At 42.2% G+C, this 26185-nt stretch carries 27 protein-coding genes; 16 read left to right on the top strand and 11 right to left on the bottom strand.

What is annotated here, in order from left to right:
• The first annotated feature begins 21 nt into the window (after window positions 1-21).
• A complete protein-coding gene (locus tag HB679_RS09100; RefSeq protein WP_214071649.1) occupies window positions 22-426 on the top strand; it encodes an EVE domain-containing protein in 405 nt (134 codons plus the stop codon).
• On the opposite strand, the gene HB679_RS09095 is transcribed toward HB679_RS09100, so the two are convergent.
• Window positions 423-950, bottom strand: a complete 528-nt coding sequence (locus HB679_RS09095) for an acyl-CoA thioesterase (protein ID WP_214071648.1) — start codon at window positions 948-950, stop codon at window positions 423-425. The two genes, HB679_RS09100 and HB679_RS09095, sit on opposite strands and share 4 nt — an antisense overlap.
• 91 nt (window positions 951-1041) lie before the next feature.
• Between HB679_RS09095 and HB679_RS09090 the strand changes: the two genes are divergently transcribed.
• From HB679_RS09090 to HB679_RS09080, 3 genes are all read left to right on the top strand, one after another.
• On the top strand, window positions 1042-3294 hold the full coding sequence (locus HB679_RS09090; protein WP_214071647.1) for a S9 family peptidase: 2253 nt from the start codon (window positions 1042-1044) through the stop codon (window positions 3292-3294).
• Window positions 3295-3537: 243 nt separating this feature from the next.
• Window positions 3538-4869 carry an L-lysine 6-transaminase gene (lat, locus tag HB679_RS09085; protein WP_214071646.1) on the top strand — a complete coding sequence of 444 codons (1332 nt, stop codon included), beginning with the start codon at window positions 3538-3540 and terminating at the stop codon, window positions 4867-4869.
• 190 nt (window positions 4870-5059) lie between these two features.
• The gene (locus HB679_RS09080) at window positions 5060-5503 is read left to right on the top strand and encodes a hypothetical protein (protein ID WP_214071645.1); all 444 of its coding nucleotides are present in this window, start codon (window positions 5060-5062) and stop codon (window positions 5501-5503) included.
• A 108-nt stretch (window positions 5504-5611) separates the two neighbouring features.
• On the opposite strand, the gene bshB1 is transcribed toward HB679_RS09080, so the two are convergent.
• From bshB1 to HB679_RS09065, 3 genes are read right to left on the bottom strand one after another with little or no spacing between them, the layout of a single operon-like run.
• Window positions 5612-6334, bottom strand: a complete 723-nt coding sequence (bshB1, locus tag HB679_RS09075; RefSeq protein ID WP_214071644.1) for a bacillithiol biosynthesis deacetylase BshB1 — start codon at window positions 6332-6334, stop codon at window positions 5612-5614.
• A gap of 16 nt (window positions 6335-6350) precedes the next feature.
• The gene (locus HB679_RS09070; protein WP_214071643.1) at window positions 6351-6851 is read right to left on the bottom strand and encodes a glutathione peroxidase; all 501 of its coding nucleotides are present in this window, start codon (window positions 6849-6851) and stop codon (window positions 6351-6353) included.
• A gap of 3 nt (window positions 6852-6854) precedes the next feature.
• A complete protein-coding gene (locus tag HB679_RS09065; protein ID WP_214071642.1) occupies window positions 6855-7475 on the bottom strand; it encodes a DUF4294 domain-containing protein in 621 nt (206 codons plus the stop codon).
• Between the two features lie 107 nt (window positions 7476-7582).
• Between HB679_RS09065 and HB679_RS09060 the strand changes: the two genes are divergently transcribed.
• The 6 genes from HB679_RS09060 to HB679_RS09035 all read left to right on the top strand — a co-directional run bounded on the left by HB679_RS09060 (window position 7583) and on the right by HB679_RS09035 (window position 13956).
• Entirely contained in the window at window positions 7583-9802 is a 2220-nt protein-coding gene (locus tag HB679_RS09060; RefSeq protein ID WP_214071641.1) for a bifunctional (p)ppGpp synthetase/guanosine-3',5'-bis(diphosphate) 3'-pyrophosphohydrolase, read from the top strand.
• A gap of 182 nt (window positions 9803-9984) precedes the next feature.
• Window positions 9985-10452, top strand: coding sequence for a transcriptional repressor (locus HB679_RS09055; RefSeq protein WP_214071640.1), 468 nt, complete (start codon window positions 9985-9987; stop codon window positions 10450-10452).
• 3 nt (window positions 10453-10455) lie between these two features.
• A complete protein-coding gene (locus HB679_RS09050; protein ID WP_214071639.1) occupies window positions 10456-10749 on the top strand; it encodes a hypothetical protein in 294 nt (97 codons plus the stop codon).
• A complete protein-coding gene (locus tag HB679_RS09045; RefSeq protein WP_214071638.1) occupies window positions 10704-11336 on the top strand; it encodes a nucleotidyl transferase AbiEii/AbiGii toxin family protein in 633 nt (210 codons plus the stop codon). The genes HB679_RS09050 and HB679_RS09045 overlap by 46 nt, the downstream gene beginning before the upstream one ends.
• Entirely contained in the window at window positions 11336-12613 is a 1278-nt protein-coding gene (locus HB679_RS09040) for an adenylosuccinate synthase (RefSeq protein WP_214071637.1), read from the top strand. Before HB679_RS09045 ends, HB679_RS09040 begins: the two co-directional genes overlap by 1 nt.
• A 74-nt stretch (window positions 12614-12687) precedes the next feature.
• The gene (locus tag HB679_RS09035) at window positions 12688-13956 is read left to right on the top strand and encodes an anthranilate synthase component I family protein (protein WP_346345142.1); all 1269 of its coding nucleotides are present in this window, start codon (window positions 12688-12690) and stop codon (window positions 13954-13956) included.
• On the opposite strand, the gene plsY is transcribed toward HB679_RS09035, so the two are convergent.
• The 4 genes from plsY to HB679_RS09015 form a co-directional block, all read right to left on the bottom strand.
• Window positions 13953-14630, bottom strand: coding sequence for a glycerol-3-phosphate 1-O-acyltransferase PlsY (gene plsY / locus HB679_RS09030; protein WP_214071636.1), 678 nt, complete (start codon window positions 14628-14630; stop codon window positions 13953-13955). The two genes, HB679_RS09035 and plsY, sit on opposite strands and share 4 nt — an antisense overlap.
• Before the next feature lie 91 nt (window positions 14631-14721).
• Window positions 14722-15567, bottom strand: a complete 846-nt coding sequence (gene nadC / locus HB679_RS09025) for a carboxylating nicotinate-nucleotide diphosphorylase (protein ID WP_214071635.1) — start codon at window positions 15565-15567, stop codon at window positions 14722-14724.
• A 96-nt stretch (window positions 15568-15663) separates the two neighbouring features.
• Window positions 15664-16695, bottom strand: coding sequence for an alpha/beta fold hydrolase (locus HB679_RS09020; RefSeq protein ID WP_214071634.1), 1032 nt, complete (start codon window positions 16693-16695; stop codon window positions 15664-15666).
• 53 nt (window positions 16696-16748) lie between these two features.
• Window positions 16749-17129, bottom strand: a complete 381-nt coding sequence (locus tag HB679_RS09015; RefSeq protein ID WP_214071633.1) for a hypothetical protein — start codon at window positions 17127-17129, stop codon at window positions 16749-16751.
• A gap of 99 nt (window positions 17130-17228) precedes the next feature.
• Here HB679_RS09015 and gpmI point away from each other — a divergent pair, with 99 nt between their 5' ends.
• Together gpmI and HB679_RS09005 are read left to right on the top strand one after the other, a co-directional pair.
• Window positions 17229-18752, top strand: a complete 1524-nt coding sequence (gpmI, locus tag HB679_RS09010; RefSeq protein ID WP_214071632.1) for a 2,3-bisphosphoglycerate-independent phosphoglycerate mutase — start codon at window positions 17229-17231, stop codon at window positions 18750-18752.
• A 133-nt stretch (window positions 18753-18885) separates the two neighbouring features.
• The gene (locus tag HB679_RS09005) at window positions 18886-19485 is read left to right on the top strand and encodes a hypothetical protein (RefSeq protein ID WP_214071631.1); all 600 of its coding nucleotides are present in this window, start codon (window positions 18886-18888) and stop codon (window positions 19483-19485) included.
• Here the strand turns inward: HB679_RS09005 and HB679_RS09000 are convergent.
• Complete coding sequence (locus HB679_RS09000; protein ID WP_214071630.1) at window positions 19482-20093, bottom strand: tetratricopeptide repeat protein; 612 nt, start codon at window positions 20091-20093, stop codon at window positions 19482-19484. The two genes, HB679_RS09005 and HB679_RS09000, sit on opposite strands and share 4 nt — an antisense overlap.
• A gap of 409 nt (window positions 20094-20502) precedes the next feature.
• Between HB679_RS09000 and lon the strand changes: the two genes are divergently transcribed.
• On the top strand, window positions 20503-22947 hold the full coding sequence (gene lon / locus HB679_RS08995) for an endopeptidase La (protein WP_255547566.1): 2445 nt from the start codon (window positions 20503-20505) through the stop codon (window positions 22945-22947).
• 53 nt (window positions 22948-23000) lie between these two features.
• On the top strand, window positions 23001-23951 hold the full coding sequence (locus HB679_RS08990; protein WP_214071628.1) for a lipid A deacylase LpxR family protein: 951 nt from the start codon (window positions 23001-23003) through the stop codon (window positions 23949-23951).
• Here HB679_RS08990 and arfB read toward each other — a convergent pair.
• Window positions 23948-24358, bottom strand: coding sequence for an alternative ribosome rescue aminoacyl-tRNA hydrolase ArfB (gene arfB / locus HB679_RS08985; RefSeq protein WP_214071627.1), 411 nt, complete (start codon window positions 24356-24358; stop codon window positions 23948-23950). The two genes, HB679_RS08990 and arfB, sit on opposite strands and share 4 nt — an antisense overlap.
• 92 nt (window positions 24359-24450) lie before the next feature.
• On the opposite strand from arfB, the gene cmk reads away from it, so the two are divergent.
• Both cmk and HB679_RS08975 read left to right on the top strand, forming a co-directional pair.
• Window positions 24451-25134 (top strand): (d)CMP kinase, encoded by a 684-nt coding sequence (gene cmk, locus HB679_RS08980; RefSeq protein ID WP_214071626.1) that lies wholly within the window; start codon window positions 24451-24453, stop codon window positions 25132-25134.
• Between the two features lie 15 nt (window positions 25135-25149).
• Window positions 25150-25647 (top strand): hypothetical protein, encoded by a 498-nt coding sequence (locus tag HB679_RS08975; RefSeq protein WP_214071625.1) that lies wholly within the window; start codon window positions 25150-25152, stop codon window positions 25645-25647.
• A gap of 1 nt (window position 25648) precedes the next feature.
• Here HB679_RS08975 and HB679_RS08970 read toward each other — a convergent pair whose 3' ends face one another.
• Window positions 25649-26113, bottom strand: coding sequence for a dCMP deaminase family protein (locus tag HB679_RS08970; RefSeq protein ID WP_255547565.1), 465 nt, complete (start codon window positions 26111-26113; stop codon window positions 25649-25651).
• Window positions 26114-26185: the final 72 nt, after the last annotated feature.

The raw sequence follows: 26185 nt of genomic DNA, 5'->3' as shown, positions 1-26185 counted from the left end.
CCGCACAATAGCACACAACACATGAACTACTGGTTAGTCAAATCCGAACCGCATAAATATAGCTGGGAAAAATTCAATCAAGATGGCCGCACCTTTTGGGACGGCGTACGCAATTACCAGGCGCGTAACAATCTGCGTGAAATGAAAGAAGGCGACCTGGTTTTATTTTACCACAGCAATGAGGGTAAAGAAGTTGTGGGCATAGCCAAAGTAGTCAAAGAATCTTACCAGGACCCAACCACTACCGATCCAAACTGGTTGGTGGTTGATCTCTCCCCTGTCGAAACCCTAAAAAAAACGGTAACCCTGGAGCAAATTAAAGCCGATGAGCGCCTGAAAGACATTGGCCTGGTGCGCCAGGGCCGTCTATCCGTTATGGGTATGAAACGCGAGGAGTTTGATCGTATTATCGAGCTGGGAAGTTAAGCTTTATTTGGATCACCCATAAACAAGGCTTTTAATTCAGTAGCGTCGTGAGCATTCATTTTGCCGGCTAACACTAGTCGTAATTGGCGGCGGCGTAATGCTCCGGCATGTAATTCTATCTCCTGGGTAGTTTCAGGTACAAGGCCGGGCACTTCTGCTTTACGACCTTCTGCATCCAGCGCTACAAAGGTGTAATACGCCTCATTACTTTTTACTAACGTACTTGAAGGCACGTTTTGCGCCCAAACATCCAAACGTACTTCTACCGAAGTATTGAAAGCCCGGGTAACCTTAGCTTCTATGGTTACTACATCGCCCAGTTTAATACCGTGCTTAAAAGAAACATTATCTACCGAAGCGGTTACGGCAATTTTATTACAATGTTTTTGTGCTGATATAGCAGCGGCAATATCCATCCAATGCAGCAGGCGGCCACCCATTAAATTGTTCAGCATATTGGTATCATTCGGTAATACCAATTCGTTCATGATGGTCAGTGAGTCTTTGGGCGTTTTTGTGTTCATAGTATGCGATTACGGTAAATATACAAGCTAAAACGCATTAAGTTCGGATAAATGCAGCAAACACCTTAACTTTAGGCAAATTGACTGAACTATGAACAAAACTCATGCACAATATTTGTGCGTCGCGCTCATATCATTGAGCATTTTCACCACCGCCGCAGAGGCACAAAACAAGACACAATACAGCAATCTAACCGATGCACTATTTGGGGCAGGTAAGCTAAGCGGCAAACAAGGCCCGGCTAGTGTAAACTGGATCAACGATGGCCAAAAATACTCTTACATCGCCGGTGAAGAGATTCGTTCCATGGAGCCTGCCACTTTGAAAGACGAGTTGATCTTTGACAAAAAAGGGCTGACCTTCCCGGGAACCAAGAACCCGTTCGCTTACGATTCTTTCCAGTGGTCGCATGACTCAAAGAACCTCGTATTTCAATCTAATTTCAGACCTATTTACCGTAAATCGGGCATATCAGATTACTATGTATACAACCTGCAAAGCAAGCAACTAAAACAGGCTGCTAAAGATGCGCGCACCGCCGAACTATCGCCAAACGGCAAAAAAGTTGGCATTGAGCGTAAAGGCAATATGTACGTGTATGACTTTACCACTGGTAAAGAAAAACAGTTAACCAACGACGCCACCGGCGATAAAGGCATTTTTAACGGCCATTATGATTGGGTTTACGAGGAAGAGTTTGGCCAGCCGCAAGCCTGGAACTGGTCGCCCGATAATAAATATATCGCCTATTGGCAGTTTGACGAGCATAAGGTACCCGATTTTGAAATGACCAATTATGAAGGTCAGCATCCCGACATTGTCCACATCAACATACCACAGGTGGGTGATCCAAACCCAAGTGTACGCATTGGCGTGGTTGATGTAAATACCGGCAAGAAGATCTGGTTAAAGCCTGACGAAACTGGTGATTTCTATATCCCGCGGATCTATTGGACCAGCAACCCTGACGTATTGGCTATGATGACGCTTAACCGCGAGCAAAATCACATGAAGCTTTATTTCTTCAACGTTAAAACCGGCGAACACCACGTAGTATTGGATGAAAAGAACAATGCCTGGGTGGCGGTATTTGATTTTTATACCAACGTGAATGACATGATCTACTTCCCCGAAAAAACTAAGGAGTTTTTCTGGGTTTCAGATCGCTCTGGTTACTACCACATTTACCGTTATAACTACGATGGCAAACTGATTAACCAGGTAACCAAAGGCGATTGGGATATGATTAAAGTGGAAGGCATTAGTGCGAAAACGCAAAGCATCTATTATTCATCTGCCGAAACATCAGGATTATCACAGGAGCTTTACAGTATCAATTTTGATGGCAGCGGAAAGAAAAAGATCAGCGACGTAGATGGTTTTCATAATATAGATATGTCGCCGGATACGAGGTACTTTATAGACCGTTACAGTAATATCACTACGCCGCTGCATGTTGGCTTGTTTGACAATACGGGTAAAGCGTTAAAGATGCTGGAGGATAATAAAGCAGTAACTACCTACTTGAACAACCACGCATATTCTGCACCCGAGCCATTTAAAGTAAAAACCGGCGACGGCACTACGTTGGACGCCTATATGATCAAGCCGTTTGATTTTGATCCGGCAAAGAAATACCCGGTTGTGTTTACCGTCTACGGCGGTCCGGAATCACACTCGTTTTACAATAAATTTTCGGCGAACGGCTGGCAGCAATGGCTGGCTCAAAACGGTTACATTGTGGTTGATGTAAACAACCGTGGTATATCCAACTACGGTAGCGCATTCTTAAAGATCGGCTACAAACAATTGGGCAAATATGAAAGCGCCGACTTTGCCGAAACAGCACAATACATGAATACACTGCCGTATGTCGATAAAGGCAAAATAGCGATAATGGGTACCAGCTATGGCGGTTACTCAACCATTTTTACACTATTGAACCATCCGGGGGTATTTACCGCCGGCATAGCTAATTCGGCAGTAACCGATTGGCGTTTGTATGATAATATCTATACCGAGCGCTATATGGGCCTGGCTAAAGAAAATGCCAAAGGTTACGAAGAAACCTCGACACTTTCGCATGCTGCTAACTTAAAGGATCATTTGCTGGTGATCCATTCAATGAGCGATGACAATGTGCACCCTGCTAATACCATGCAATTGCTTACCGCATTTATTACGGCGGGCAAAGATGTTGATTTACGAATCTTCCCTAAAGGAGCACACGGTGCGGCTTACGATTTGGCTAGTTATGTATTGATCGCCAATACAGAGTTTCAATACCTTGAAAAACATTTAAAAGGCAAAACAGATTTGCCGAATCTTAACGACAAGAAATAGATAAGCAATTAACCATGTAACGGCCTTGTGGATTTAGCAATTAAATCCACAAGGCCGTTCTTTTTTGGGTGATTTCTGTCGCTTTCAATACTCTTCGACAAAAAAGATTTTAATACCAAACCCGGCATCGGTACAAAAACAAGGTTTAAACAATTTAAACCCTGATTTTGACGCATGGGTTCAAAAACCGCTTTATTAGCTATTTCAGGGGCTTTTTATTAAATTTGATAAAAGCGTAATTGTATGTATAAGCTATCTGTCGCCCCCGAAAATGTTATCGAATCATTAAACAAACATGTACTGGCCGATGGCTTCGACCTTACTTTCGATATGGAGAAAAGTCAGGGCGTACATATTTACGATTCGAAGAATAAACGTACACTGCTGGACTTTTTCACTTGCTTTGCATCGGTGCCTCTGGGTTATAATCATCCAAAGATGCTAAACGACGAAGCATTCAAGAAAAGCCTGATGCTGGCTGCGCTCACCAATCCATCTAACTCTGACATTTATACCGAGCAATACGCGCAATTTGTGCAAACCTTTGAGCGCATAGGCATTCCTGATTATTTGCCGCATGCCTTCTTTATATCCGGTGGGACACTAGCGATAGAAAACGCCCTGAAAACAGCGATGGACTGGAAGGTGCAAAAGAACTTTGCCAAAGGATACACTATCGAAAAAGGCACGAAAATTTTGCATTTTGAAAATGCCTTTCATGGCCGCTCAGGCTATACCATGAGTTTAACCAATACCCTGCCCGTTAAAACCAAGTGGTACGCTAAGTTTGACTGGCCACGGGTGTCGTTCCCAGCTATTAGATTTCCGCTGACGGATGCTAATCTGGCCGACCTGATTGCGCGCGAGGAAAAATCCATCGCCCAAATAAAACAGGCATTCATCGACAACAAAGACGATATCTGCGCCATTATTGTTGAGCCAGTACAAGCAGAAGGCGGCGACAATCATGCCCGCAAAGAATTTATGGAGCAGTTACGTGTACTGGCTGACGAGAATGAGGCTTTATTGATTTACGACGAAGTGCAAACCGGCGTAGCTTTATCTGGCAAATTTTGGTGTCACGAGCATTTTGGCGAGAAGGCCCGGCCAGACATTATAGCTTTTGGCAAAAAGATGCAGGTTTGCGGTATACTGGCCAGCCGGCGGGTAGACGAAGTTGAGCATAACGTATTCAATGTGTCATCGCGCATTAATTCAACCTGGGGTGGGAGTTTGGTGGATATGGTACGATCATCAAAAATATTGGAGATTGTCGAAGAAGATGGGCTTTGTGCAAAGGCTGCGGAGACCGGTCAATATCTACAGGAGCAATTATTAAAAATAGCCAACGACAACCAGGTGATAGGTAATGTGCGCGGTAAGGGCCTGCTCACTGCCTTTGATTTTGCCGACAAAACAACGCGCGATAATTTTATCCGCATGGGTATGGAAAGGGACGTAATGTTCCTGGGGTGTGGTACCAGCACTATCCGTTTCAGGCCGGCACTTATTATCGAAAAAAATAATATCGACGAGGGATTAAATATCCTGGCAGATATTATTAAAAAGCTATAATGTAATAATTTCGCTACAAGTAGCGGTTTTTAGTTGTATCCCGACAATTATTTTAGGCAAACTATACTATAATCGTATGTTTGCGTTAACATCTATTATCACTATTTCTGTCAACAGAATAATATCTCCCCTAGTATTGCGCTGTTACCTTTTTCCGGAATAATACATTCACCGTAGCCTATAATATATCATGAGCAAACCCATTGAAAAACTGAAGAAACAATTGATAGAAATATCAGAGGTTGTAAATGCATTCCAATCAGAAGCCGTTCAGGTAAAAGTTGTCGACAAGCTGTTAGATGCAATGATTGAGTTTGAAAGAGGAGATGCAGAAGGTTTGGAGTTTTTACAAAAGAAAGCAACCAAAATAAAGTCTGGCGACAATGGTGTTTACAGTAATGCCATAAGCCGTAAAAAACCGGGAGCCACCAAAATACTGAATCAGTTATTAAATACAGATTTCTTTAAAGCGCCACATTCTATATCCAGTATAGCAGATTACTGCAAAGAGCATTTCAATTCTGACTTTAAAACATCTGAATTGTCCGGCATCTTGTTAAAACTGGCAAAAGAAAACAAGCTTATTCGCCAGCGTAACCACGATAATAATCGTTTTGAGTACGTAGCGATTTAAGGGTTAATAGTCCATGGACCATAGTCGATAGTGGCTATTTGGCGACGATTATTTTAGCTGATCACAAACAACCATGGTCTATGGACCATCGACCATGGACTAAAAAATCTACTTCAGATCAAACAAATTATCTACACCTAAAATTTTGCGGGATGTAAAGCCTTCTGCAAATTTTACATGGATTGCTTTGCCAAATTCGCGGGCGCGGCTCTCAACCACTGCAATAAATTCGGGCGACGAAATGTAGGTTTGTGGTTCGTCCCCCCATTCGGGATTATGAAATTGCGATCCGTAAGCAAAAATGCTTTCCAGTTTTTTGTCCCAATGCTCCGTCACGTCTATCACGATATCGGGTTCTATATACATATCTTGTATAAAATGAAGCAGTAATTCAGGGCGCCATGGTTCTTGTAACTGGCCATCCTGGTAAGTTTCTATTTTGCGCAAGCCGGATAAGAAAACCGAATCAGTTATCAGCTTACAGGCCCGGCCATGATCAGGATGGCGGTCATGATAAGCATTGCCAATTATGAGTTCAGGTTGAAATTTGCGAATGGCTTCAATTACTTTAAGCTGATATTCTTTAGTGTTTTCAAAAAAGCCATCGGGTATAGCCAGGTTTTCACGCACAGCTAAGCCCAATATTTCGGCGGCGGCGGCAGCTTCTTTATCCCGGATCTCGGCCGAGCCGCGTGTTCCTAACTCGCCACGGGTTAAGTCAACAATACCTACTTTTTTACCTGAGGCAATATGTTTTAATATGGTACCCCCACACCCCAACTCGGCATCGTCAGGGTGTACGGCTAAAACCAATATATCTAATTTAAGCATTTTTTCTGTGGATGATTTATTGATCGGCAGCTAAAAGCTTATTGATCTTTTTCTTAATTTTTGAAGATGTTGGATTGGTAAACGGATAATAAAAGTCTGTAACCTCCCCTTTTCTGTTGATCAGGAATTTATGAAAGTTCCAGCGTGGTACCGAGCTTATTTTACCATTCTGCTTCTTATCTGCAAAAAATTGATATAGCGGATCGGCATACGGCCCACGCACCCGTATCTTATCAAACACCGGGAAATTCGACCCGTAGTTCTCGCAAAAAGCAGCTATAGCTTCGCCTTCTAAAGGCTCCTGCCCGCCAAAATCGTTTGATGGAAAAGCCAGTATTTCAAAATCCTGATCAGAAAATTCTGTTTTTAACGCAACCAGATCTTTTAATTGCGGTGTAAATCCGCATTGAGATGCCGTGTTAACTATCAGCAGTACTTTGTTTTTATATTCTGACAAATTGATTTCATCGCCCGAAATTTTGTGGGCTTGAAATGGGTAGATTGTTTTATCGCTCATTATTTAGTAGGACGCTGGTTTGTAAGCGTCATAATTGAACTCTTGCAGTATTGATTCAATATCGCGTTGCTCATCACGATCGTAGGTCTCTTTTAAATCATGCCCAAAAACATGTGCAAGCCCGTTCATCCAAAATGCGTTGAATGATCCTTTTAGCTCTTTTACCACAGCATAGGTAGTCACATCAGTTTCGCGATTGATTAACTTGATCAAAATTTCACCCTGACTAATTGTCAGGTCTTTGATGTTTTTATTAAACATGTTCTTGATCTCTGTATTACAGTTTTCAATCAAGGCTTTTTGTTTGTCTTTATCACCGGTTAAGGCCAGGTCGCGTTGTAGTTTACGATACCTGTCGCCGGCATAGTGGGCATACGGTATAACTTTACTCACATTATAACGCAATAAATTATAGGCACGGCGGTCGGCATCGGTCTTAAATATCCGCGATGCGCGTATGATAACCTCGGGCACAACAACCCAGGGCACCATCTCGCCATCAAGAATAGTTACATAGGTCTTAATGGTATCATTTTTGCCAGTTACAGGTAAAGGAGGACGTGATTGGGCACAAACAGTACCCACCAAGCAGCAAAACCCTATTAAAAGCCCAAATAATTTCATAAATTTACCTAATACAAAATTAATGCAATTTTTTTTTGCATCCCATAATAACCTGCAATTTTATTATTTATTGTGTGTTAATGATGTGTGCTGATACAGCCTTATAAATGAAAGAATTAGTAATTGACCTGGAAGCCGAGAAGACCGAGATACTAAAGCGATATCGGGCATTGTTGCGTGCAAGTAAATCGACCCTGCAAAAGGGCGACAAACGCATGATACGCAAGGCCTTTGACATGGCATTAGAGAGCCATAAAGATATGCGCCGTAAAAGTGGCGAACCCTATATATACCACCCTATTGCCGTTGCCCAGATAGCTGCCGAAGAAATTGGCCTGGGTACTACTTCAATTGTATGCGCCTTGCTGCACGATGTTGTTGAAGATACCGATGTAACGCTTGATGACATTGAACAGGAATTTGGTAAAAAAGTGGCCAAGATCATTGACGGCCTTACCAAAATATCGGGTGTATTTGATACCAACAGCTCTTTGCAAGCCGAGAACTTTAGAAAGATGCTGCTTACTCTGGCAGACGATGTTAGGGTGATCTTGATCAAACTGGCCGACCGCCTGCATAACATGCGTACCATGGAGTTTATGCCGCGCGACAAGCAGTTAAAAATATCTTCAGAAACAATTTACCTGTACGCGCCGCTGGCTCACCGCCTGGGTTTGTATGCTATAAAGTCTGAAATGGAAGACCTGTCTATGAAATACATGGAACGGGAAACTTACCAATTCATTAAAAATAAACTTAACGAGAAAAAGACCGAGCGCGAGAAATTTATACGTGATTTTATTGAGCCGGTAAAAAAAGTTTTATCGGCACAGGGTTTGGAAGCCGATTTGTTCGGCAGACCGAAATCTATCCATTCCATCTGGAACAAGATGAAGAAAAAGTCTGTTCCGTTTGAGGAAGTGTATGATCTTTTTGCCATCCGTGTAATTCTGGACAGCACACCTGAAAACGAAAAAGCGGACTGCTGGAAAGCGTACTCGATAGTAACAGACCTTTATCGCCCTAATCCGGACCGCCTGCGCGACTGGATCTCGTCGCCAAAGGCAAATGGCTATGAGTCACTGCACACCACAGTAATGGGGCCGCGTGGCCAATGGGTTGAAGTACAGATCCGTACTAAACGCATGAATGAGATTGCCGAAAAAGGTTTCGCAGCGCATTGGAAATATAAGGAATCATCGACCGATAGCGGCCTTGACCAGTGGGTACAAAAGGTACGAGATATGCTGAAAAACCCCGACTCAAACGCACTAGAGTTTCTGGATGATTTCAAGATGAATTTATTCTCTGACGAGATTTTCATTTTTACGCCTAAAGGCGCGCTTATTCAACTGCCTTTAAATGCCACAGCGCTCGATTTTGCTTTTGAGATTCACACCGATGTAGGTGCAAGCTGTATTGGCGCCAAGGTTAATCATAAACTGGTACCATTAAGCTACAAACTGCAAAACGGCGACCAGGTAGAAGTTATCACTTCGAGCAAGCAGGTACCTAAAGAGGACTGGCTGAGTTTTGTGGTAACCGCGAAAGCTAAAGCCAAGATCAAATCGGCACTTAAAGAAGAAAAGCGTAAGATTGCCGAAGACGGTAAAGAGATTTTGGAGCGTAAGTTAAAATCGTTAAAGATCACTTATAACTCCGAAAATATCCATAAGATCAGCTATTTCTTTAAACTGCCATCAACGCAGGATTTGTTCTTTAATGTCGCCAAAGGATTGATCGACATGAAAGATCTGAAGGAGTATCAGTTATCTGAAAAAGTGGTTGAGAACAAGCCACAGGATAAGATTGATAACGAGCAATTACAAGGTTTGCTGCGTAATATCAAAGCTAAAGACAGCGACATACTGCTTATTGGCGAGGATATGCAGAAAATTGACTATAAGCTGGCTGCTTGCTGTAATCCTATCCCCGGCGATGATGTATTTGGTTTCATTACGGTTAGCGATGGTATCAAGATCCATCGAACCAATTGCCCCAACGCTACTAAGCTAATGGCTAATTATGGTTATCGTGTAGTAAAGGCCAGGTGGACGAACCAGCAGGAACTGGCTTTCTTAACCGGTCTGCGTATTACCGGCATTGATGATGTAGGTCTGATTAATCGTCTAACCACCGTTATCTCGCACGACTTTAAAGTAAATATGCGTTCTATCACAGTCGACAGCGATAACGGCATCTTTGAAGGCTCTATCATGGTTTACGTAAATGACACCGAACACTTAGACAACCTGATCAAACGTCTAAAAACCGTAAACGGAATTACTTCGGTAGCTCGTTTTGATGCCATTGATAAAGCGTCTTAAGTTAGAAACAAGAGCCAAGAATCAAGAGTCAAGACTATAGTTTATCAAAAAATTGTCTGTTCTTTCAACTCTTGATTTTTGCTTTTCAAGTCTAATAATTGACATTTAACAGATTTAGGTCTTGAATCTTGGCTCTTAATTCTTGATTCTAATCGCTACCTTTGATACTTCAATAAAACAGTATGTCCCAACAGGAAACTATAGATATGGTTAAAAAGATTTTCGAGGCTTACCTTGAAAATAAAGCTTTGCGTAAAACCCCTGAGCGCTTTGCCATATTAGAAGAAATATACTCACGCAGTGACCATTTTGATGTGGAATCTCTTTATATCCACATGAAAAATAAAAAATACCGAGTTAGCCGCGCTACGGTTTATAACACGTTAGAATTGCTGGTATCATGCGATTTGGTGACCAAACACCAGTTTGGTAAAAACATGGCACAGTTTGAGAAATCATACGGCTACAAGCAGCATGATCACATTATTTGTCTGGATTGTGGTAAGGTAGTTGAGTTTTGCGATCCGCGCATTCAGCAGATTCAAAGCATGATGGGCAGCTTGTTAAAATTCGACATCAAACACCACTCTTTAAATCTTTATGGTAATTGTGAAAAACTAAAAGAGGGCTTTTGCGATAGAAAAGTTTAGAGTATGAATAAACCTGCAATAAGCAAACAAGCATTTTGGGATGTCGATATGGATAATATCGATTACGAAAAGAACGCGCGATTTGTCGTTGAAAAAGTGATTGAAAGAGGCAAAGCTGAAGATTTTGAAACTCTATTAGCTTATTACGGCTTTGAGAGGGTAAAACAACTAGCTCAGCAGGCGTTATGGCTATCAGACATCAGCATAAACTTTTGTTGTACTCTTTTTAAAATTAAACCGACCGATTTTAAATGTTACGAGAAGAAACAGTTGAATCATCAACACTGGAACTTCTAAAAAATATTGTTGCTTTGCCTGAACTTAAACAATTCAGGTTAGTTGGCGGTACAGCATTATCTCTTCTTTTTGGACATCGCAAATCAATCGATCTCGATTTTTTCACTGACCAAACTATCGATAAAGAGAATTTAATCGAAGCTTTAAGAGATTCTTTTGGAAATATAGTTACTATCAATGATAGAAGCCCGTCTATTTATCAATGTATTATTCAAAATGTAAAGGTTGATTTCGTGTCTGTGCGCGATCCGTTTTTACATCCGGTACAGGTTATTGATAATATCCCCTTTGCTGACACCAAAGATATCATAGCATTAAAACTTAACGCTATAAAAGGCCGCGGAGTTAAAAAAGACTTCTGGGACCTGGCAAAACTATTAGAGACTTATACCCTGGACAATCTTTTTCAATTTTATCATGATAGATATAATTATGATGATACCTTTGCGGTAATTAGGTCAGTGATTTATTTCACGGATGCAGAAGATGATGTCGACCCTTATTGCTTGGAGGGGATGACTTGGGAACAGGTGAAAGCTACTATAATTAAAGCATTTGACGATTATTACAATAGATTAAAAAATTAATGGCTGTTGACGTATTATTAGGCCTCCAATGGGGCGATGAAGGAAAAGGAAAAATTGTTGACGTACTGAGCGCAGGTTATGACCTGATTGCCCGTTTCCAGGGTGGCCCGAATGCCGGCCACACACTGGAGTTTGACGGTAAGAAGTTTGTACTAAACACCATTCCTTCAGGTATATTTTTTGATAACACATTAAACCTGATTGGTAACGGTGTTGTTATCGACCCAATCACTCTGAAAAGAGAGATCGATAAATTAAAAGATGCCGGACATGACCTGCTGGCGAAAAAGAATTTACTGATCGCTAAAAAAGCACACCTGATATTACCTACCCACCAATTGCTTGACGCTGCTTCTGAAAAGAAAATGGGCGAAGGCAAGATCGGATCGACTTTAAAAGGTATTGGCCCTACTTATATGGATAAAACCGGCCGTAACGGTTTGCGTATTGGTGATATAACCCTGCCTGACTTTAAAGAACGCTATCAAAAACTGGTTGACAAGCACGTATCTATGCTGCAATCATTATATGGCGAAGTTGCCGATTTTAGCGAACGCGAAGCAGCTTTCTTTGAAGCGATCGAACTGATTCGTCAGTTCCCGCTGGTTGATTCAGAACATTTTGTAAACGACTACCTTAAAAAAGGTAAAAAAATACTAGCCGAAGGCGCACAGGGTACCATGCTGGATATCGACTTTGGTTCATATCCTTTTGTAACCTCGTCAAATACAACCTCTGCAGGTGCCTGCACAGGCTTGGGCATTGCGCCTAATACAATTGGCGATGTCATCGGTATTTTCAAAGCCTATTGCACACGTGTTGGTGGTGGCCCCTTCCCTACCGAGTTAAACGATGAAACCGGTGAAGAACTGCGTAGGATTGGCCATGAATTTGGTGCTACTACCGGTCGCCCGCGCCGTACCGGCTGGATTGATCTGCCGGCTTTAAAATACGCTATTATGCTTAACGGCGTTACCCAAATGGTAATGACCAAGGCTGATGTACTGAGCGGTTTTGATAAGATCTATGCCTGCACCCACTACACTTATTTAGGCGAACAAATAGATTATATGCCTTACGATATCTGCTCTGTGGATGCCGTACCTGTATTGAAAGAAATAGATGGCTGGCAGGAAGATTTGACCGGTATTACCGAGCTATCTGAAATCCCTGCTAAACTGCAATCATATATTGATTACCTGGAAAAGGAACTTGGTGTACCCATTAAATGGCTGTCGGTAGGCCCGGACAGAAAACAGACTTTAGTACTACACTAAATCATAAAAAGTCCCGCACCCGCGGGACTTTTCTTTTCAAAGTATTCGACAAGGCAATTACGTAACTTTACCAAGTGATTTTACAGGTAACTGATCTGGATTTATTTAAGCACAAAGCACTGCAGTGGGCTGCCGGTTTTGATGTCTGCGCCTACCTGGACTCCAACAGCTTTAATGACCCTTATTCAAAATTTGATACGTTGATAACGGCTGGCGTTCAGGATAGTGTAACGCTAAACGCCGGCTCGGCATTTGATGAACTGGAGAAATTCAGGGCAAGGCATCCGGGTTGGTTAACAGGCTTTTTCAGCTATGATTTAAAGAACGAGATCGAGCAACTATCCTCAAAAAATCCTGATCATCTGCATTTCCCTGATTTATTTTTCTTTGCTCCGCGATATCATATTTTGATTAATAACGGATTGGTGGAAATTATCGGCGATGATGTCCAGACTGCTTTTGAAGCTATTAATTCACAGATATTAGCGGATTATCAACCTAACGATATTAACCTGCAAGCCAGATTCAGCAAAGCTGATTATGTAGATTCCGTTAACCAAATCAAGGATCATATCGTCCGTGGAGATATCTACGTAACCAACTTCTGCCAGGAGTTTTTTGCAGACGACGCCAATATCGACCCGGTAGCCACCTTTTTACAGCTTAGCAGGGTATCACCTACCCCATTTGGTACATTCTATAAGTGGCAGGATAATTATATCCTCTGCGCCTCGCCAGAGCGTTTCCTGGCTAAACGTGGTGATAAATTGATATCGCAGCCCATTAAAGGCACAGCAAAACGCGGCCAAACACCGGAAGAGGACGAAGCTATCAAAGATCAGTTACGTCATCATGCTAAAGAGTTACAGGAAAATGTAATGATTGTCGACCTGGTACGTAATGATTTGACACACTCGGCCAAACCAGGTACGGTAAAAACAGAAGAGCTATTTGGCATCTATACTTTTAACCAGGTACATCAGATGATATCAACTGTAGTATGTGAATTGAACGATGGCATCAGTGCAGTACAAGCGATCAGAAATACCTTCCCTATGGGCAGCATGACGGGGGCGCCTAAAATACGCTCTATGCAGTTGATGGAAAAATACGAGCGTAGCAAACGCGGCATTTATTCAGGGGCGATAGGCTATTTCAGCCCAAATAATGATTTTGATTTTAACGTGGTGATCCGCACACTCCTTTATAATACTACCGATAAATACTTATCTTTTCACACAGGAGGGGCAATCACCTATAATGCTGATGCCGAGAAAGAATACGATGAATGCCTGCTTAAGGCTAAGGCTATTTTAGAAGTTTTGGGGCAGTCGCTTAATTAATCTTCTGCAGTTGACTTATCGTCGATAACTGTCGGTTTTTTCTTTTTAAAGAGATTAACCTTATTCTCGGTGCCGCGTATCAAGCGTTCAATATTTTTCTGGTGAGTAACCAAAATCAGCAGGCACATACACATGCCATATATTACTACAGATCGGTTGCTGGGAAAGATAAATGTCACCCCAATCAAATAAGTAAATCCGGCTAAAATAGAGCCTAATGACACATATCTGAATATCAGCAATACGATAATAAACACTATTACGCAAAGCAACGCAGCATGAAAATGTATGGCTAGCACCATACCTAATAAAGTGGCAATCCCCTTGCCACCTCTAAACCCTGCAAATACTGGAAAAAGGTGCCCCATAACTGCCGCAATGCCCAAGGCAAGTGCATAGTTGCTATAAGAGTTTGAATTTACACCACCGGTGGTGGTAACCCCGATAAAATAAGCCAGGTTGGTGGCAGTGAATCCTTTCAAAATATCAAGCAGCATTACAGGTATGCCGGCTTTTTTGCCCAATACCCTGAAAGTATTAGTTGCCCCTGCATTACCACTTCCGTATTCTCTAACATCAATTCCGTAAAACGCCATACCTATCCAAACAGCCGTTGGGATAGAACCAAATAGATAAGCAAGTATGAGCGCCGAGAGAGAATAAGGGGTTATCATATCAACGCAATATTAAAAATTGATGAGCGTACTAGCAAGTTTATTCATATTTAGCGTAACCGGATAAAATGCTGACAATTATCGCAACAGTTTACTTGACTGCTTTTAAACTCAAATCCAGGCATTTAACCGAATGGGTAAGTGCGCCTATAGAAACATAATCGACACCACAGTTTGCGTACTCGCGCACATTATCAACGGTAATACCGCCCGAAGCTTCGGTAATATAACGTCCTTCAATAATATTAACGGCTTGCTTAAGGTCGGCAAAATTAAAATTGTCTAAAAGGATGCGGTCAACCCCGCCTGTTTGAATTACCTCGTCCAGCTCTTCCTGGTTACGTACCTCAATCTCGATAGCCAATTTCTTGCCTGTCGTTTCGATATACTGATGTGCATTTTCAATAGCTCTGGCAATGCCGCCCGAGTAATCTACATGGTTGTCCTTGATCAGGATCATATCATACAAGCCAAACCGATGATTAACACCGCCGCCTATACGTACCGCCCATTTCTCCAGGTAACGCATACCCGGTGTGGTTTTACGGGTATCCAGAACCTGGGTATTAGTACCTTTTAACAGATCAACCACATGGTCTGTATTGGTAGCAATGCCCGACATACGCTGCATACAATTCAGCACCAACCGCTCGGCTGTCAATATACTGATCACATTACCTTCAACTTCTAAAACAACATCCTTAGGTTTAACCTCGGTGCCGTCTTTAATGAAGATATTTACTTTTAGGTTTTTATCTACGCGGTGGAAAATATATTCGGCCAGCTCAACACCGGCTATGATGCCATGGTCTTTTACTAATAATTTTGCTTTACCGATAGTATCTGGCGGAATGGTTGCCAGTGAAGTGTGATCGCCGTCGCCAACATCCTCTTTTAAGGCGTTATCAATAAACGGCTGTATTAGTTCTATATCCAAATCAGTTATTTTTTTAGAAGGTTCAAAAGTAATAACTTTTTTTGGGATGTGATAGTTTTGATGAAGGCTTATGCATCCCTTCTACGTTTTCAAATGTTAGTTGCCCCCCAACATCTCTACCATGGCTTTACGGGCATCGCTATCACCATAACCACCGGCTAAGTGGCCCGCGTCGCTATCAATCAGTACCAGCCTGGCCGGCAGCAATTTTGAAAACGCGATGGCCGGAGCCGGATTCACCATTTGATCTTGTTTTGACGATATGATCAGCATCTTTGCCTTAACATGCGCGGCAGCCTCTTTCATCGAACCGTTGAAGGCCTTGCTAATGTCATGGTTTATTACCGCCGTCATTTGGTACACTGTATTATTCCAATCATTGCTGGACTGGTTTTCTACACTTTTTTGCCATTCGCCGAATTTATCATGCGGATAGCTGCGAGCTTTCTCTGTAGGGGTAGTTAAAAACATTGCCTCCAACAAGTTGCCATTTACTATGCGTGGATTTACTTTATAGTTGCCATGGTTATAATCGCTATCTGTCTGTATGATCCGGCGAAAAGTAGTATACTCCATCAAATCAAACCCTGTAGGTTGCGGCGAACCTACTACCGGTGCCAGCAGATCCATAAAATCAGGGTAGCTTACCGCCCATTGAAAGGTCTGTATTCCACCCATCGAAATACCAGTGATAGCCTTAACATGTTTGATACCGAACTTTTGGGTAAGCAGCAGGTGTTGGCTCTCCACCATATCTGCAATAGAAATTTGTGGAAACCGGGTACCATGTTGTTTCACACTATTTGATGGCGACGAAGATATACCATTGCCTAAAGCGTCAATAATAATCAGGCAAAAGCGGTTGGTATCTATCGTGCTGAAAGTATCGCCACCGGCATTATTTGCAGACACTCCGCCAAACCAGGTCAGGAATACCACAGCGTTGCTTTTATCGGTATTAAGCTTGCCAAACATACGGTAACCAATCTTACAATCGAGTATGGTACCACCGGTTACTTTAAGGTCTCCGATATTGGCGATTTGTAAACGGTTATCTTTTTGGTTTTGAGAATGAGCCTGATTTAAGAAAGCACAAAGTATAAATAGGGTCTGCAGAATTTTTTTCACGATGTAGCTATTTGGTTGGTTAAAGCTACATAAAAGAATAAAAAGCAGCTAACCTATTTAACCGTAAATGTAGCGCTTATTTGATTTAATGCCATTTGGTTAAAAACAACATTTTCACTTGGTTGTGCTTCGTCATCTACCTTAGAAATCCCCACCGAAATATAGCGCTGCGGGCCTTCATAAATTGCCACCGTGATGGTGGTTGATTTTCCTTTGGGGAGGTAGATATAATTAATAGTTGAACCCGGGCCCAGATTATCTATGGTTTTGATATCTGGGCCGCTAATGCGGTATTTAATCAGAACAGGTTCATCTGCATTTGACACCAAATCTGGAATAACCCCCACTACGTATTGAGATTTATCAACTGTTTTATCCTTTCCACAGCCAAAAGCTATAAAAGCAATGCAAATAATCAGGATAAGGTTTTTCATACCCAATAATACGAAACTTATTATAAACATCAAAAATGTCTGCTATAACAAAACCCAACTAAATTATAATCTATCCCGCATGGCGGTTATATTTGCGTCGTGGAAAATAAAAAGAAACTTGCATTAATTATATTGGACGGTTGGGGTTACGGCCGCAACGACCAGTCTAACGCGATATTGGCTGCTAAAACGCCATTTTTTGATTCGTTAATCGAGAAATATCCTCATTCAAAACTGGAAGCATCGGGCATGGCCGTAGGTTTGCCTGACGGACAGATGGGTAATTCAGAAGTGGGCCACATGAACCTGGGCGCCGGGCGTACGGTATACCAGGAGCTGGGCCGAATTAATAAAGCGGTTGATGACAATGAGCTGGTGACCAACCCGGTATTAAAAAGCGCTTTCGACTACGCTAAACAAAACAATAAAGACGTACACTTTATCGGCCTGGTGTCAGACGGAGGTGTACACTCACATATCAAACATTTAAAGGGCCTTTGCGATGCCGCGGTTACTTCAGGCTTAAGCAATGTATTTATTCACGCTTTTTTAGATGGACGTGATACCGACCCGAAATCGGGTTTGGGTTTTATTACCGAGCTGGAGGATCATATTGCCGGTACGCCTGTTAAGTTGGCCTCGGCAATTGGCCGTTACTATGCCATGGACCGCGATAACCGCTGGGAACGCGTTAAACAAGCTTACGACGTGATGGTTAATGGCATTGGCGAACCGACCGACAGCATAACACAAGCCATCAAAGAATCATACCTAAAAGATGTTACCGACGAGTTTATGCCACCCATTGTTAAAACCAATGGCGATGGCCAACCAACCGCAGTGATTAAAGAAGGCGATGTGGTGATCTGCTTTAATTTCCGTACAGACAGGGGCCGCGAAATTACCGTAGCACTTACACAAAAAGCTTTCCCTGAATATAATCTTCATCCGTTAAGCTTGTATTACGTAACTATGACCACTTATGACGAAACTTTTAAAGACGTTAAAGTGGTATTTACCAAAGAGGACCTGACCAAAACCCTGGGCGAGATCATTCAGGATGCCGGTAAAAACCAGATCCGGATTGCTGAGACTGAAAAATATCCACACGTAACCTTCTTTTTCTCGGGCGGTCGCGAAAAAGAATTTACTAACGAAAAACGCCTGATGGTGCCATCGCCAAAAGTTGCTACTTACGATCTGCAACCAGAGATGAGCGCCGAAGGTATTCGTGACGCCATCTTACCCGAATTGCAAAGCGGTTGGGCTGATTTGATTGTACTTAACTTTGCCAATACCGACATGGTTGGCCACACCGGTGTTTTTAGCGCAGTAGTTACGGCTGCCGAAACTGCCGACCGTTGCACCAAAGAGGTTGTTGAGGCCGGTTTAGCTAACGGTTACTCATTTATTATCCTGGCAGACCATGGTAATGCTGACTATATGATTAACGAAGATGGCTCGCCAAATACGGCACATACCACCAACCTGGTACCGTGCATCGTTATTGATAAAGATGTTACTACCGTAAAAGACGGTAAACTGGGTGACGTTGCACCAACTATCCTGCACATTCTGGGTGTTACTATCCCGCAGGAAATGGGTGGCCATGTGTTGGTGTAGATAAGATAAACCAAACTCAAATTGTCATTTCGAACGGAGTGAGAAACCTATATATATGCTTTTAGGATAAACACATGTGTATAGATTTCTCCTTTCAGTCGAAATGACAACAGTAAATAATCACAATAAATAAATGGTAGACAATTCAGCTCAACGACCGCATAACCGGACAGGCCTTTTCTTAAGGATGCATTACTATCGGTTAGCAGGTGTTGTTGCTATAGTGTTAGTAGCGTTTTTCGCTTCCTGCAAGCCTGACAATATCCAAACCGGTGTTAAGCAAAAGTATTTTGACCTGGAGGGATATTTCAAAGCTGAAACAGCCAGGTTGAAGAAATTAAACCACCTTGTTTTAAAAACGGTAAAACACGACAACACCACCGAAACCAAAAAAGTGCATATTGATGATTGGGGATTAGAGTTGAGCTCGTTTATCCAATCGGACATTAACAAGCCGGCTTGGCGAGATGGTTATGGCGAAGTAAAAGGCGAGAATGGCACCGTAATAGATACAGCGCTAACGCCCGATCTTAAAACCCGCGAAATTGCCATTACCCGCAATAAAAACAACACCATAAAGTGGATAATGATAATTAATTACAGTAAAAATATGTTGTACCAAACAACAGAAGCGTTGGCATACTACCCCGACTCGTTATATACCATCAAAAAAACACAACACGTGCGCTTATTGGGTACCAACAAATATTTTATAAAAGGAGCTTTGAATTAGTGGTGACCCACCACCGTAGCGAGTTTTTCTTTGCAGACATCCATAAGTGCTGCAATATCCTCCCGGCTTTTATCAGCATCCATTATTTTCTGAAAATCGGCAATGGCGGCTCTTAATGAGCTGGCACCACGATTCTTATCGCAAAAACGGCTGTTTGGCTCTAGCCGGAAAAAACCATATTCTTTATAAGCTATACCCCTGTTTTGGTAAAACGTAGTGATCTTGGCTTCGGCAGGATTGATTGAAATAGCTTTAGTTAAGTCAATAATAGCGCCCAGTAAATATTTTTCTTTGTCGTTAGGCACCTGGCTATCCAAACCTAAGCGGCATTGCGCTTTAGCACGAAAGTAATAGGCATGTGCGTCGGCAGGATCAATTGCTATCTCTTTAGTAAAAGCAGTAATAGATTTGGCGTAATTGTCGCTGTGGAAATAAGAATAACCCAGCATCCACAATGCATTGGCATTGGTCGAATCAATTAAACGGCCTTTCTCTAACTGTGCAATGGCGGTTTTAAAATTACCTTCCAGGTAGGCTTGCTGCCCTAACTTGATGTACGCATTCTGACCTGCAGCATGCTCAACAGCCGAAAAAATCAGAAAAGACATTAAGACCGGTAATCTCATCAAAAGTTTAATTTTCAAACAAACTGTTTACTATTAACTGTGTATCAGCAATTTTATTATAAGCGGATAACAATTTTATTTCTTTGGTTTACTCAAACCTAACGTTGTAAGAGTATGACTTTTTTTCATCTTTACCAATAAAAACAAACACATTTAGTAAAAACGCCGTAACTTTGTAAATCTCAAATAATCAAGCTACTATCTACCCGACCCGGGCTTTATATTTATATTGCCTTAACTTGGCATAGCTCTTGAAACATAACAACAGGTAAGTAATAGCCGTTATTTAAGCCATGTTTAACAGCACGATTTGATCTTAGCCTGACAACATGACGTTTATTTTATAAAGAAAGTATTGATGAGTTTTGACCCGTTTGATTTTAATAGTGCGATGCCCGTTATAAACGAAGATTCGGAGTTTTTTCCCTTGATGTCATCAGAAGATGAAGAGGAAATGAACAATGAACAAGTGCCGGAGATTTTGCCCATTCTGCCATTGCGCAATACCGTGTTGTTTCCGGGTGTCGTGATTCCCATTACTGTGGGCCGTGATAAATCCATCAAATTAATACGCGATGCCAATAAGGGCACCCGCATGATTGGTGTGGTATCGCAAAAAGACGTAGCTATTGAAGACCCTGCTTTTGCCCAATTGAATAAAGTGGGTACGGTGGCTTTGATCATCAAAATGCTGCAAATGCCCGATGGCAATACCACTGTTATCCTGCAAGGCAAAAAGCGCTTTTATTTAAAGGAAGAAGTTCAGTCTGAACCCTATATAAAAGCGACCATTGAGCCTTTTAAAGATGCTAAAAAAGCAAAAGAAGACAAAGAATTCAAAGCGCTAATCTCATCTATTAAAGATCTGGCGATGAATATCATACAGCTGTCGCCAAATATTCCTAGCGAAGCCGGGATAGCCATTCGCAATATTGAGAGCACTTCGTTTTTGATGAATTTTATTTCATCGAACATGAATGCCGATATGTCGGCCAAACAAAAGTTATTGCAGATCACCAATCGCCATGAAATGGCCAATGTGGTGTTGGAGCATTTAACTACAGAGTTGCAATTGCTCGAGCTTAAAAACCAGATCCAAACCCGTGTACGTGTTGATTTGGATAAACAGCAGCGCGACTACTTCCTGAATCAACAGATAAAAACGATACAGGAAGAATTAGGTGGTAACACTCCCGACCTGGAGATTGAAAATCTCCGTCAGCATTCTGCCAAAAAGAAATGGAGCATAGAGCTTAAAACCCATTTTGATAAAGAGGTAGAGAAACTGGCCCGCACCAACCCTGCTGCCGCCGATTATTCGGTACAAATGAACTACCTGGAGCTGCTGCTTGACTTACCATGGAACGAATTCACTAAAGACAATTTCGACCTTAAACGAGCACAAAAGGTATTAGATAAGGATCACTTTGGTTTAGATAAAGTAAAGGACCGTATCATTGAATACCTGGCGGTACTGAAATTAAAGCATAACATGAAGGCGCCTATACTTTGCCTGGTTGGGCCTCCCGGAGTTGGTAAAACCTCGTTGGGTAAATCAATCGCTAAAGCGTTGGGGCGTAAATATGTGCGTATGGCTTTAGGCGGTATTCGCGACGAGGCAGAAATCCGCGGTCACCGTAAAACATATATTGGCGCTATGCCGGGCCGTATTATTCAGTCGGTAAAAAAAGCCGGTGCTGCTAATCCGGTATTTATATTGGATGAGATTGATAAAGTTGGTAATGATTTCCGTGGCGATCCGTCATCAGCTTTACTGGAGGTATTAGATCCTGAGCAAAATTCAAGCTTCTATGATCATTATGTAGAAATGGATTTCGATCTGTCGAACGTAATGTTCATCGCGACAGCAAACTCACTAAGCTCCATACAGCCGGCTTTGTTAGACCGTATGGAGATTATTGAGGTTAACGGTTATACTATCGAAGAAAAAATTGAGATAGCTAAACAACACCTGGTACCTAAACAACGCGAGGCGCACGGCTTAGCAACAAAAGACATCACGCTTAAACCAGATGTACTGGAAAAAATAATTGAAGATTATACCCGCGAATCGGGTGTACGTGGTCTGGAGAAAAAGATAGGTTCAGTTGTACGTGGTACGGCTAAGAACATAGCGTTGGAAGAACCCTACAATACTGTAGTAAGTAAGCAGGACGTTGAAAAAATCTTAGGGGCCCCGATATTTGATAAAGACCTGTATGAAGGCAATAACGTTGCCGGCGTAGTTACGGGCCTTGCGTGGACCTCGGTTGGTGGTGATATTTTGTTTATTGAAGCCAGTTTAAGCCCTGGTAAAGGCCGTTTAACATTAACCGGTAGCCTGGGCGATGTGATGAAAGAATCGGCTACTATTGCGTTGGCTTACCTGCGTGCGCATTCTGCTAACTTTGGCATTGATCAAAAGCTGTTTGACCAATGGGACATCCACGTACACGTTCCGGCTGGCGCTACGCCAAAAGACGGCCCATCGGCAGGTGTTACTATGCTTACAGCGTTAACGTCGGCATTTACCCAACGTAAAATAAAACCGCATTTGGCTATGACCGGCGAGATTACCTTGCGTGGCCGTGTGCTACCGGTAGGTGGTATTAAAGAAAAAATACTGGCCGCTAAACGCGCCAACATTAAAGAGATCATTCTTTGCAAATCAAACCAGAAAGATATCCTGGAAATAAAAGACAGCTATATCAAGGATCTGCAGTTTCATTACGTTACAGAAATGCGCGAGGTGATAAACCTGGCATTACTAAATGAAAAAGTAATTGATCCGATAGATTTGACAGTAAAAGAAGATATTAAACCTATTTTAAATTAAATTAGCGGCCCGTAACAACGGGCCGTTTTTATATAACCTATTATTCTATTTTAATGAAGAGACTATTTTTACCCCTGATTTTAGTTTTAACTGCTACCTGCACTTTTGCCCAAAATTACCGCAGCGAATTTGGCATCCAAACTGATAATGACTCTTACCTGGGCCAGGGCAATGATCGCTACTATACCGACGGACTATATTTTTATTTCAACCATGCACTTGATGTTAACGGCAGCAGCACTTTACAAAACAAGGTATTGGGTTTTGAATTAGGTCAGAAGATATTTAACCCTCAAAATGGTGCGATACCTTCCGCTGCATACGTCGACCGGCCGTTTGCAGGGTATCTATATGCAGGTGCGAGCATGAATTACTTGTATAAGAACGAGAGTAACTTAAAATTTGGCGCCCAGATGGCCGTTGTCGGCCCTGCCTCAGGTGGCGAGACCGCACAAAATTGGGTGCATGATAATTTCGGCTTCTATCATACTGCCGGCTGGCAATATCAAATCAAGAATGATGTTGAACTAAACCTGTCTGCCGAGTATAACAAGTTGTTAGGCAGAACTGATGGTGTCGACATTTCCTTTGAATCGTACGGAAACCTGGGTACCGGTATTACCGGCGCAGGAGCCGGCGTATTATTGCGTTTGGGTATGTTTAACCAGTTATTTAACTCTGCCAGTACGCAAAGCTCAGTTACAGCAAGCACGACGCAACCGACTAACAAGCACGAATTCTTTTTGTACTACAAACCTATGGCAAACTTTGTGGGCTATGATGCTACTATACAAGGCGGCCTTTTCAATAAACATGATGACCCCAATAGCTTAGAGATAACAGGTAACCCGGAACGCTTTGTGTTAAGCAACCAGATTGGTGTAACCTATTCTACCAGTCGCTGGTTATTTGATGCTGCTGCGATAATCCATTCAAAAGATACCAAAGAAATGGTTCATTCTGATGCATGGGGTTCTGTAACGGTATATTACAAGTTTAACTAATAGTCGAAGTTTCTTTTTCGGCCTTCTTTCCTGGCCGATTGTTGCTTTTTCTCATCCAGGCGCCTGGCTTTGGCTGCTTTGCCGGGTTTGGTGGCTGTTCGTGGTTTTTGAACTTGCAGTGATCGCGTTAGCAAATTAAGCAAGCGGTCTAATGCTTTGGCCTTGTTGAGGTATTGGCTGCGCTCTTCATCGCAAATAACTTGTACATAGCCGTCTTTATTTAAGCGATTAGCAAGCTTTTTACTAAGCAGCTCTTTTTCATCGTCGTTGAATAAAGCCGAGGTGCTTACCAAAAACAGCAATTCGACTTTGCTGGATACTTTATTTACATGCTGTCCGCCCGCGCCGCCACTACGCGAAGTTTTATATTTAACTTCCTTCTGCAGGTCGTCTTTCGAAAAATTCATGGCTAAAGGTAATGAAGTTTGATCTTTTAAATTATCAACAGCGACACCCTCCTATCAATTAAATATCAAATTTTACTAACTTAGTACCCGTTATGAGCAGCAATATAGTAGTAGCTATCGACGGATATTCATCGTGTGGCAAGAGCACTTTAGCAAAAGCTCTGGCAAAAAAACTCCATTTTATTTATGTTGATAGCGGCGCCATGTATCGCGCTGTTGCCTTGTATTTTATCCGTAATAAGGTAGATAGCAAAAATCATGAGCAGGTAGCCGAGGCCTTAAAAAACATCCACCTCAATTTCCATTCGCGCGATTACCAAACACATATTACTTTAAATGACGAAGAGGTTTCGGCCGAGATTCGCCAGATGCCGGTGTCAGATAAAGTGAGCGAAGTGGCCGCTATAAAAGAAGTGCGTACAGAGATGGTTCGCCAGCAGCAGCGCATGGGTAAATTAAAAAATGTGGTGATGGATGGCCGTGATATTGGCACTGTGGTTTTCCCACATGCGCAAATCAAACTGTTCATGACTGCTGATCCTAAAGTCCGCGCAGAGCGACGTTATAAAGAGCTTTTGCCAACCAATCCGGACATGACGCTGGAAGATGTGTTTGAGAATCTGGCTCATCGCGATTATGCGGATACTACCCGAGAAGAAAGCCCGCTTACCCGTGCCGATGATGCGATAATACTGGATAACACCGATCTTACCCCCGAACAGCAATTGCAACTGGCAATTGACTTGGTTATGCCATTTGTAATTGCGGCTAAATAATTAATTAGCAAATTGATGGATAACACTTATTACCTGGATAAATTTCAAAAAGGCGTTGATCTATTAAATAAGCAACTCTTTACCGAAAAAAATCTGGAACTACGGGTTGGTGTATGGTTGGATTCTGTTTGCTTAAAAGTTCAAAAGCCTTCCTGGTATAATCATTCGTTAGCAAAGCAGGCTATTTTCTTTTCTGTTTGGGTGAGTGATGGGTGTATCGCCCAAAACAAATTGTACTACAATATCCACGCTTTAAAATTAAGAGAGCTTAAAGACTACAAAATTAAAAGCCGTGATTTTGCAGAAGCTTTCAGAGCTAAATTCAAATCATCCGAAAGCCAATGGCCCAATGTGAGCACGAAATTTGGACCGCTTACTTTGATGGAAGGTTGGGTGAAATTTGATGATAATAATCTGGAAACAACAATAGCCGAGCTGGCGACAAGACTCACAGGTATCGACGTTATCATTGACGATCTTTTGGAGGAAAGAAAAATAAAGAGGTTGGACTAATTTAAACTACTTCCTCGTCTTCCAACATTAGGGTAGGCACACCAAACTTATTCAGAAAATCCACACCCTCATCGCTCGGGATGCCCTTATATTTAGCGTAAGATTTACTGAAATATACCTGCTTTATCCCTGCCGAAAATATCAACCTGGCGCAAGCAATACATGGCGATAGGGTTGTATAGAGAGTAGCTCCCTCCAACTTGGCGCCACTTTTCACCGCATATAAAATGGCATTTTCTTCAGCGTGTAACGCTAAAGAGCAGCTGCCTTTTGAATCGCGGGCACAGCCGGTTTCAGGCCATTCTTCATCGCAATTATGCGTACCCGCAGGCGGGCCGTTATAACCTATAGAGATAATCCTTGTATCTCGCGTTAAAACCGCCCCAACATGAGCCTTCACGCAATGCGAGCGAAGGGCAAGGTCGGTAGCCAGTTTCATGAAGATATGATCGAAAGATGGTTTCATGTTAGTGATTAGAGGTTGGAGATTATTGATTAGTTGAAAAGACTAAAGATCAGTGATTATAAAATAATAGAT

The organism is Mucilaginibacter sp. dw_454 (assembly GCF_018449775.1).
In the GTDB taxonomy this organism is placed as follows: domain Bacteria; phylum Bacteroidota; class Bacteroidia; order Sphingobacteriales; family Sphingobacteriaceae; genus Mucilaginibacter.
Note: the sequence above shows the minus strand (reverse complement) of the source record. Positions and strands in the feature narration are given on the sequence as shown.

What these genes read in the sequence shown, in the direction of transcription:
- HB679_RS09100 (WP_214071649.1), top strand. Translation starts at nt 22, where the DNA reads ATGAACTACTGGTTAGTCAAATCCGAACCGCATAAATATAGCTGGGAA.
- HB679_RS09095 (WP_214071648.1), bottom strand. Translation starts at nt 950, where the DNA reads ATGAACACAAAAACGCCCAAAGACTCACTGACCATCATGAACGAATTG.
- HB679_RS09090 (WP_214071647.1), top strand. Translation starts at nt 1,042, where the DNA reads ATGAACAAAACTCATGCACAATATTTGTGCGTCGCGCTCATATCATTG.
- lat (WP_214071646.1), top strand. Translation starts at nt 3,538, where the DNA reads ATGTATAAGCTATCTGTCGCCCCCGAAAATGTTATCGAATCATTAAAC.
- HB679_RS09080 (WP_214071645.1), top strand. Translation starts at nt 5,060, where the DNA reads ATGAGCAAACCCATTGAAAAACTGAAGAAACAATTGATAGAAATATCA.
- bshB1 (WP_214071644.1), bottom strand. Translation starts at nt 6,334, where the DNA reads ATGCTTAAATTAGATATATTGGTTTTAGCCGTACACCCTGACGATGCC.
- HB679_RS09070 (WP_214071643.1), bottom strand. Translation starts at nt 6,851, where the DNA reads ATGAGCGATAAAACAATCTACCCATTTCAAGCCCACAAAATTTCGGGC.
- HB679_RS09065 (WP_214071642.1), bottom strand. Translation starts at nt 7,475, where the DNA reads ATGAAATTATTTGGGCTTTTAATAGGGTTTTGCTGCTTGGTGGGTACT.
- HB679_RS09060 (WP_214071641.1), top strand. Translation starts at nt 7,583, where the DNA reads ATGAAAGAATTAGTAATTGACCTGGAAGCCGAGAAGACCGAGATACTA.
- HB679_RS09055 (WP_214071640.1), top strand. Translation starts at nt 9,985, where the DNA reads ATGTCCCAACAGGAAACTATAGATATGGTTAAAAAGATTTTCGAGGCT.
- HB679_RS09050 (WP_214071639.1), top strand. Translation starts at nt 10,456, where the DNA reads ATGAATAAACCTGCAATAAGCAAACAAGCATTTTGGGATGTCGATATG.
- HB679_RS09045 (WP_214071638.1), top strand. Translation starts at nt 10,704, where the DNA reads ATGTTACGAGAAGAAACAGTTGAATCATCAACACTGGAACTTCTAAAA.
- HB679_RS09040 (WP_214071637.1), top strand. Translation starts at nt 11,336, where the DNA reads ATGGCTGTTGACGTATTATTAGGCCTCCAATGGGGCGATGAAGGAAAA.
- plsY (WP_214071636.1), bottom strand. Translation starts at nt 14,630, where the DNA reads ATGATAACCCCTTATTCTCTCTCGGCGCTCATACTTGCTTATCTATTT.
- HB679_RS09015 (WP_214071633.1), bottom strand. Translation starts at nt 17,129, where the DNA reads ATGAAAAACCTTATCCTGATTATTTGCATTGCTTTTATAGCTTTTGGC.
- HB679_RS09005 (WP_214071631.1), top strand. Translation starts at nt 18,886, where the DNA reads ATGGTAGACAATTCAGCTCAACGACCGCATAACCGGACAGGCCTTTTC.
- HB679_RS09000 (WP_214071630.1), bottom strand. Translation starts at nt 20,093, where the DNA reads ATGTCTTTTCTGATTTTTTCGGCTGTTGAGCATGCTGCAGGTCAGAAT.
- lon (WP_255547566.1), top strand. Translation starts at nt 20,503, where the DNA reads ATGCCCGTTATAAACGAAGATTCGGAGTTTTTTCCCTTGATGTCATCA.
- HB679_RS08990 (WP_214071628.1), top strand. Translation starts at nt 23,001, where the DNA reads ATGAAGAGACTATTTTTACCCCTGATTTTAGTTTTAACTGCTACCTGC.
- arfB (WP_214071627.1), bottom strand. Translation starts at nt 24,358, where the DNA reads ATGAATTTTTCGAAAGACGACCTGCAGAAGGAAGTTAAATATAAAACT.
- cmk (WP_214071626.1), top strand. Translation starts at nt 24,451, where the DNA reads ATGAGCAGCAATATAGTAGTAGCTATCGACGGATATTCATCGTGTGGC.
- HB679_RS08975 (WP_214071625.1), top strand. Translation starts at nt 25,150, where the DNA reads ATGGATAACACTTATTACCTGGATAAATTTCAAAAAGGCGTTGATCTA.
- HB679_RS08970 (WP_255547565.1), bottom strand. Translation starts at nt 26,113, where the DNA reads ATGAAACCATCTTTCGATCATATCTTCATGAAACTGGCTACCGACCTT.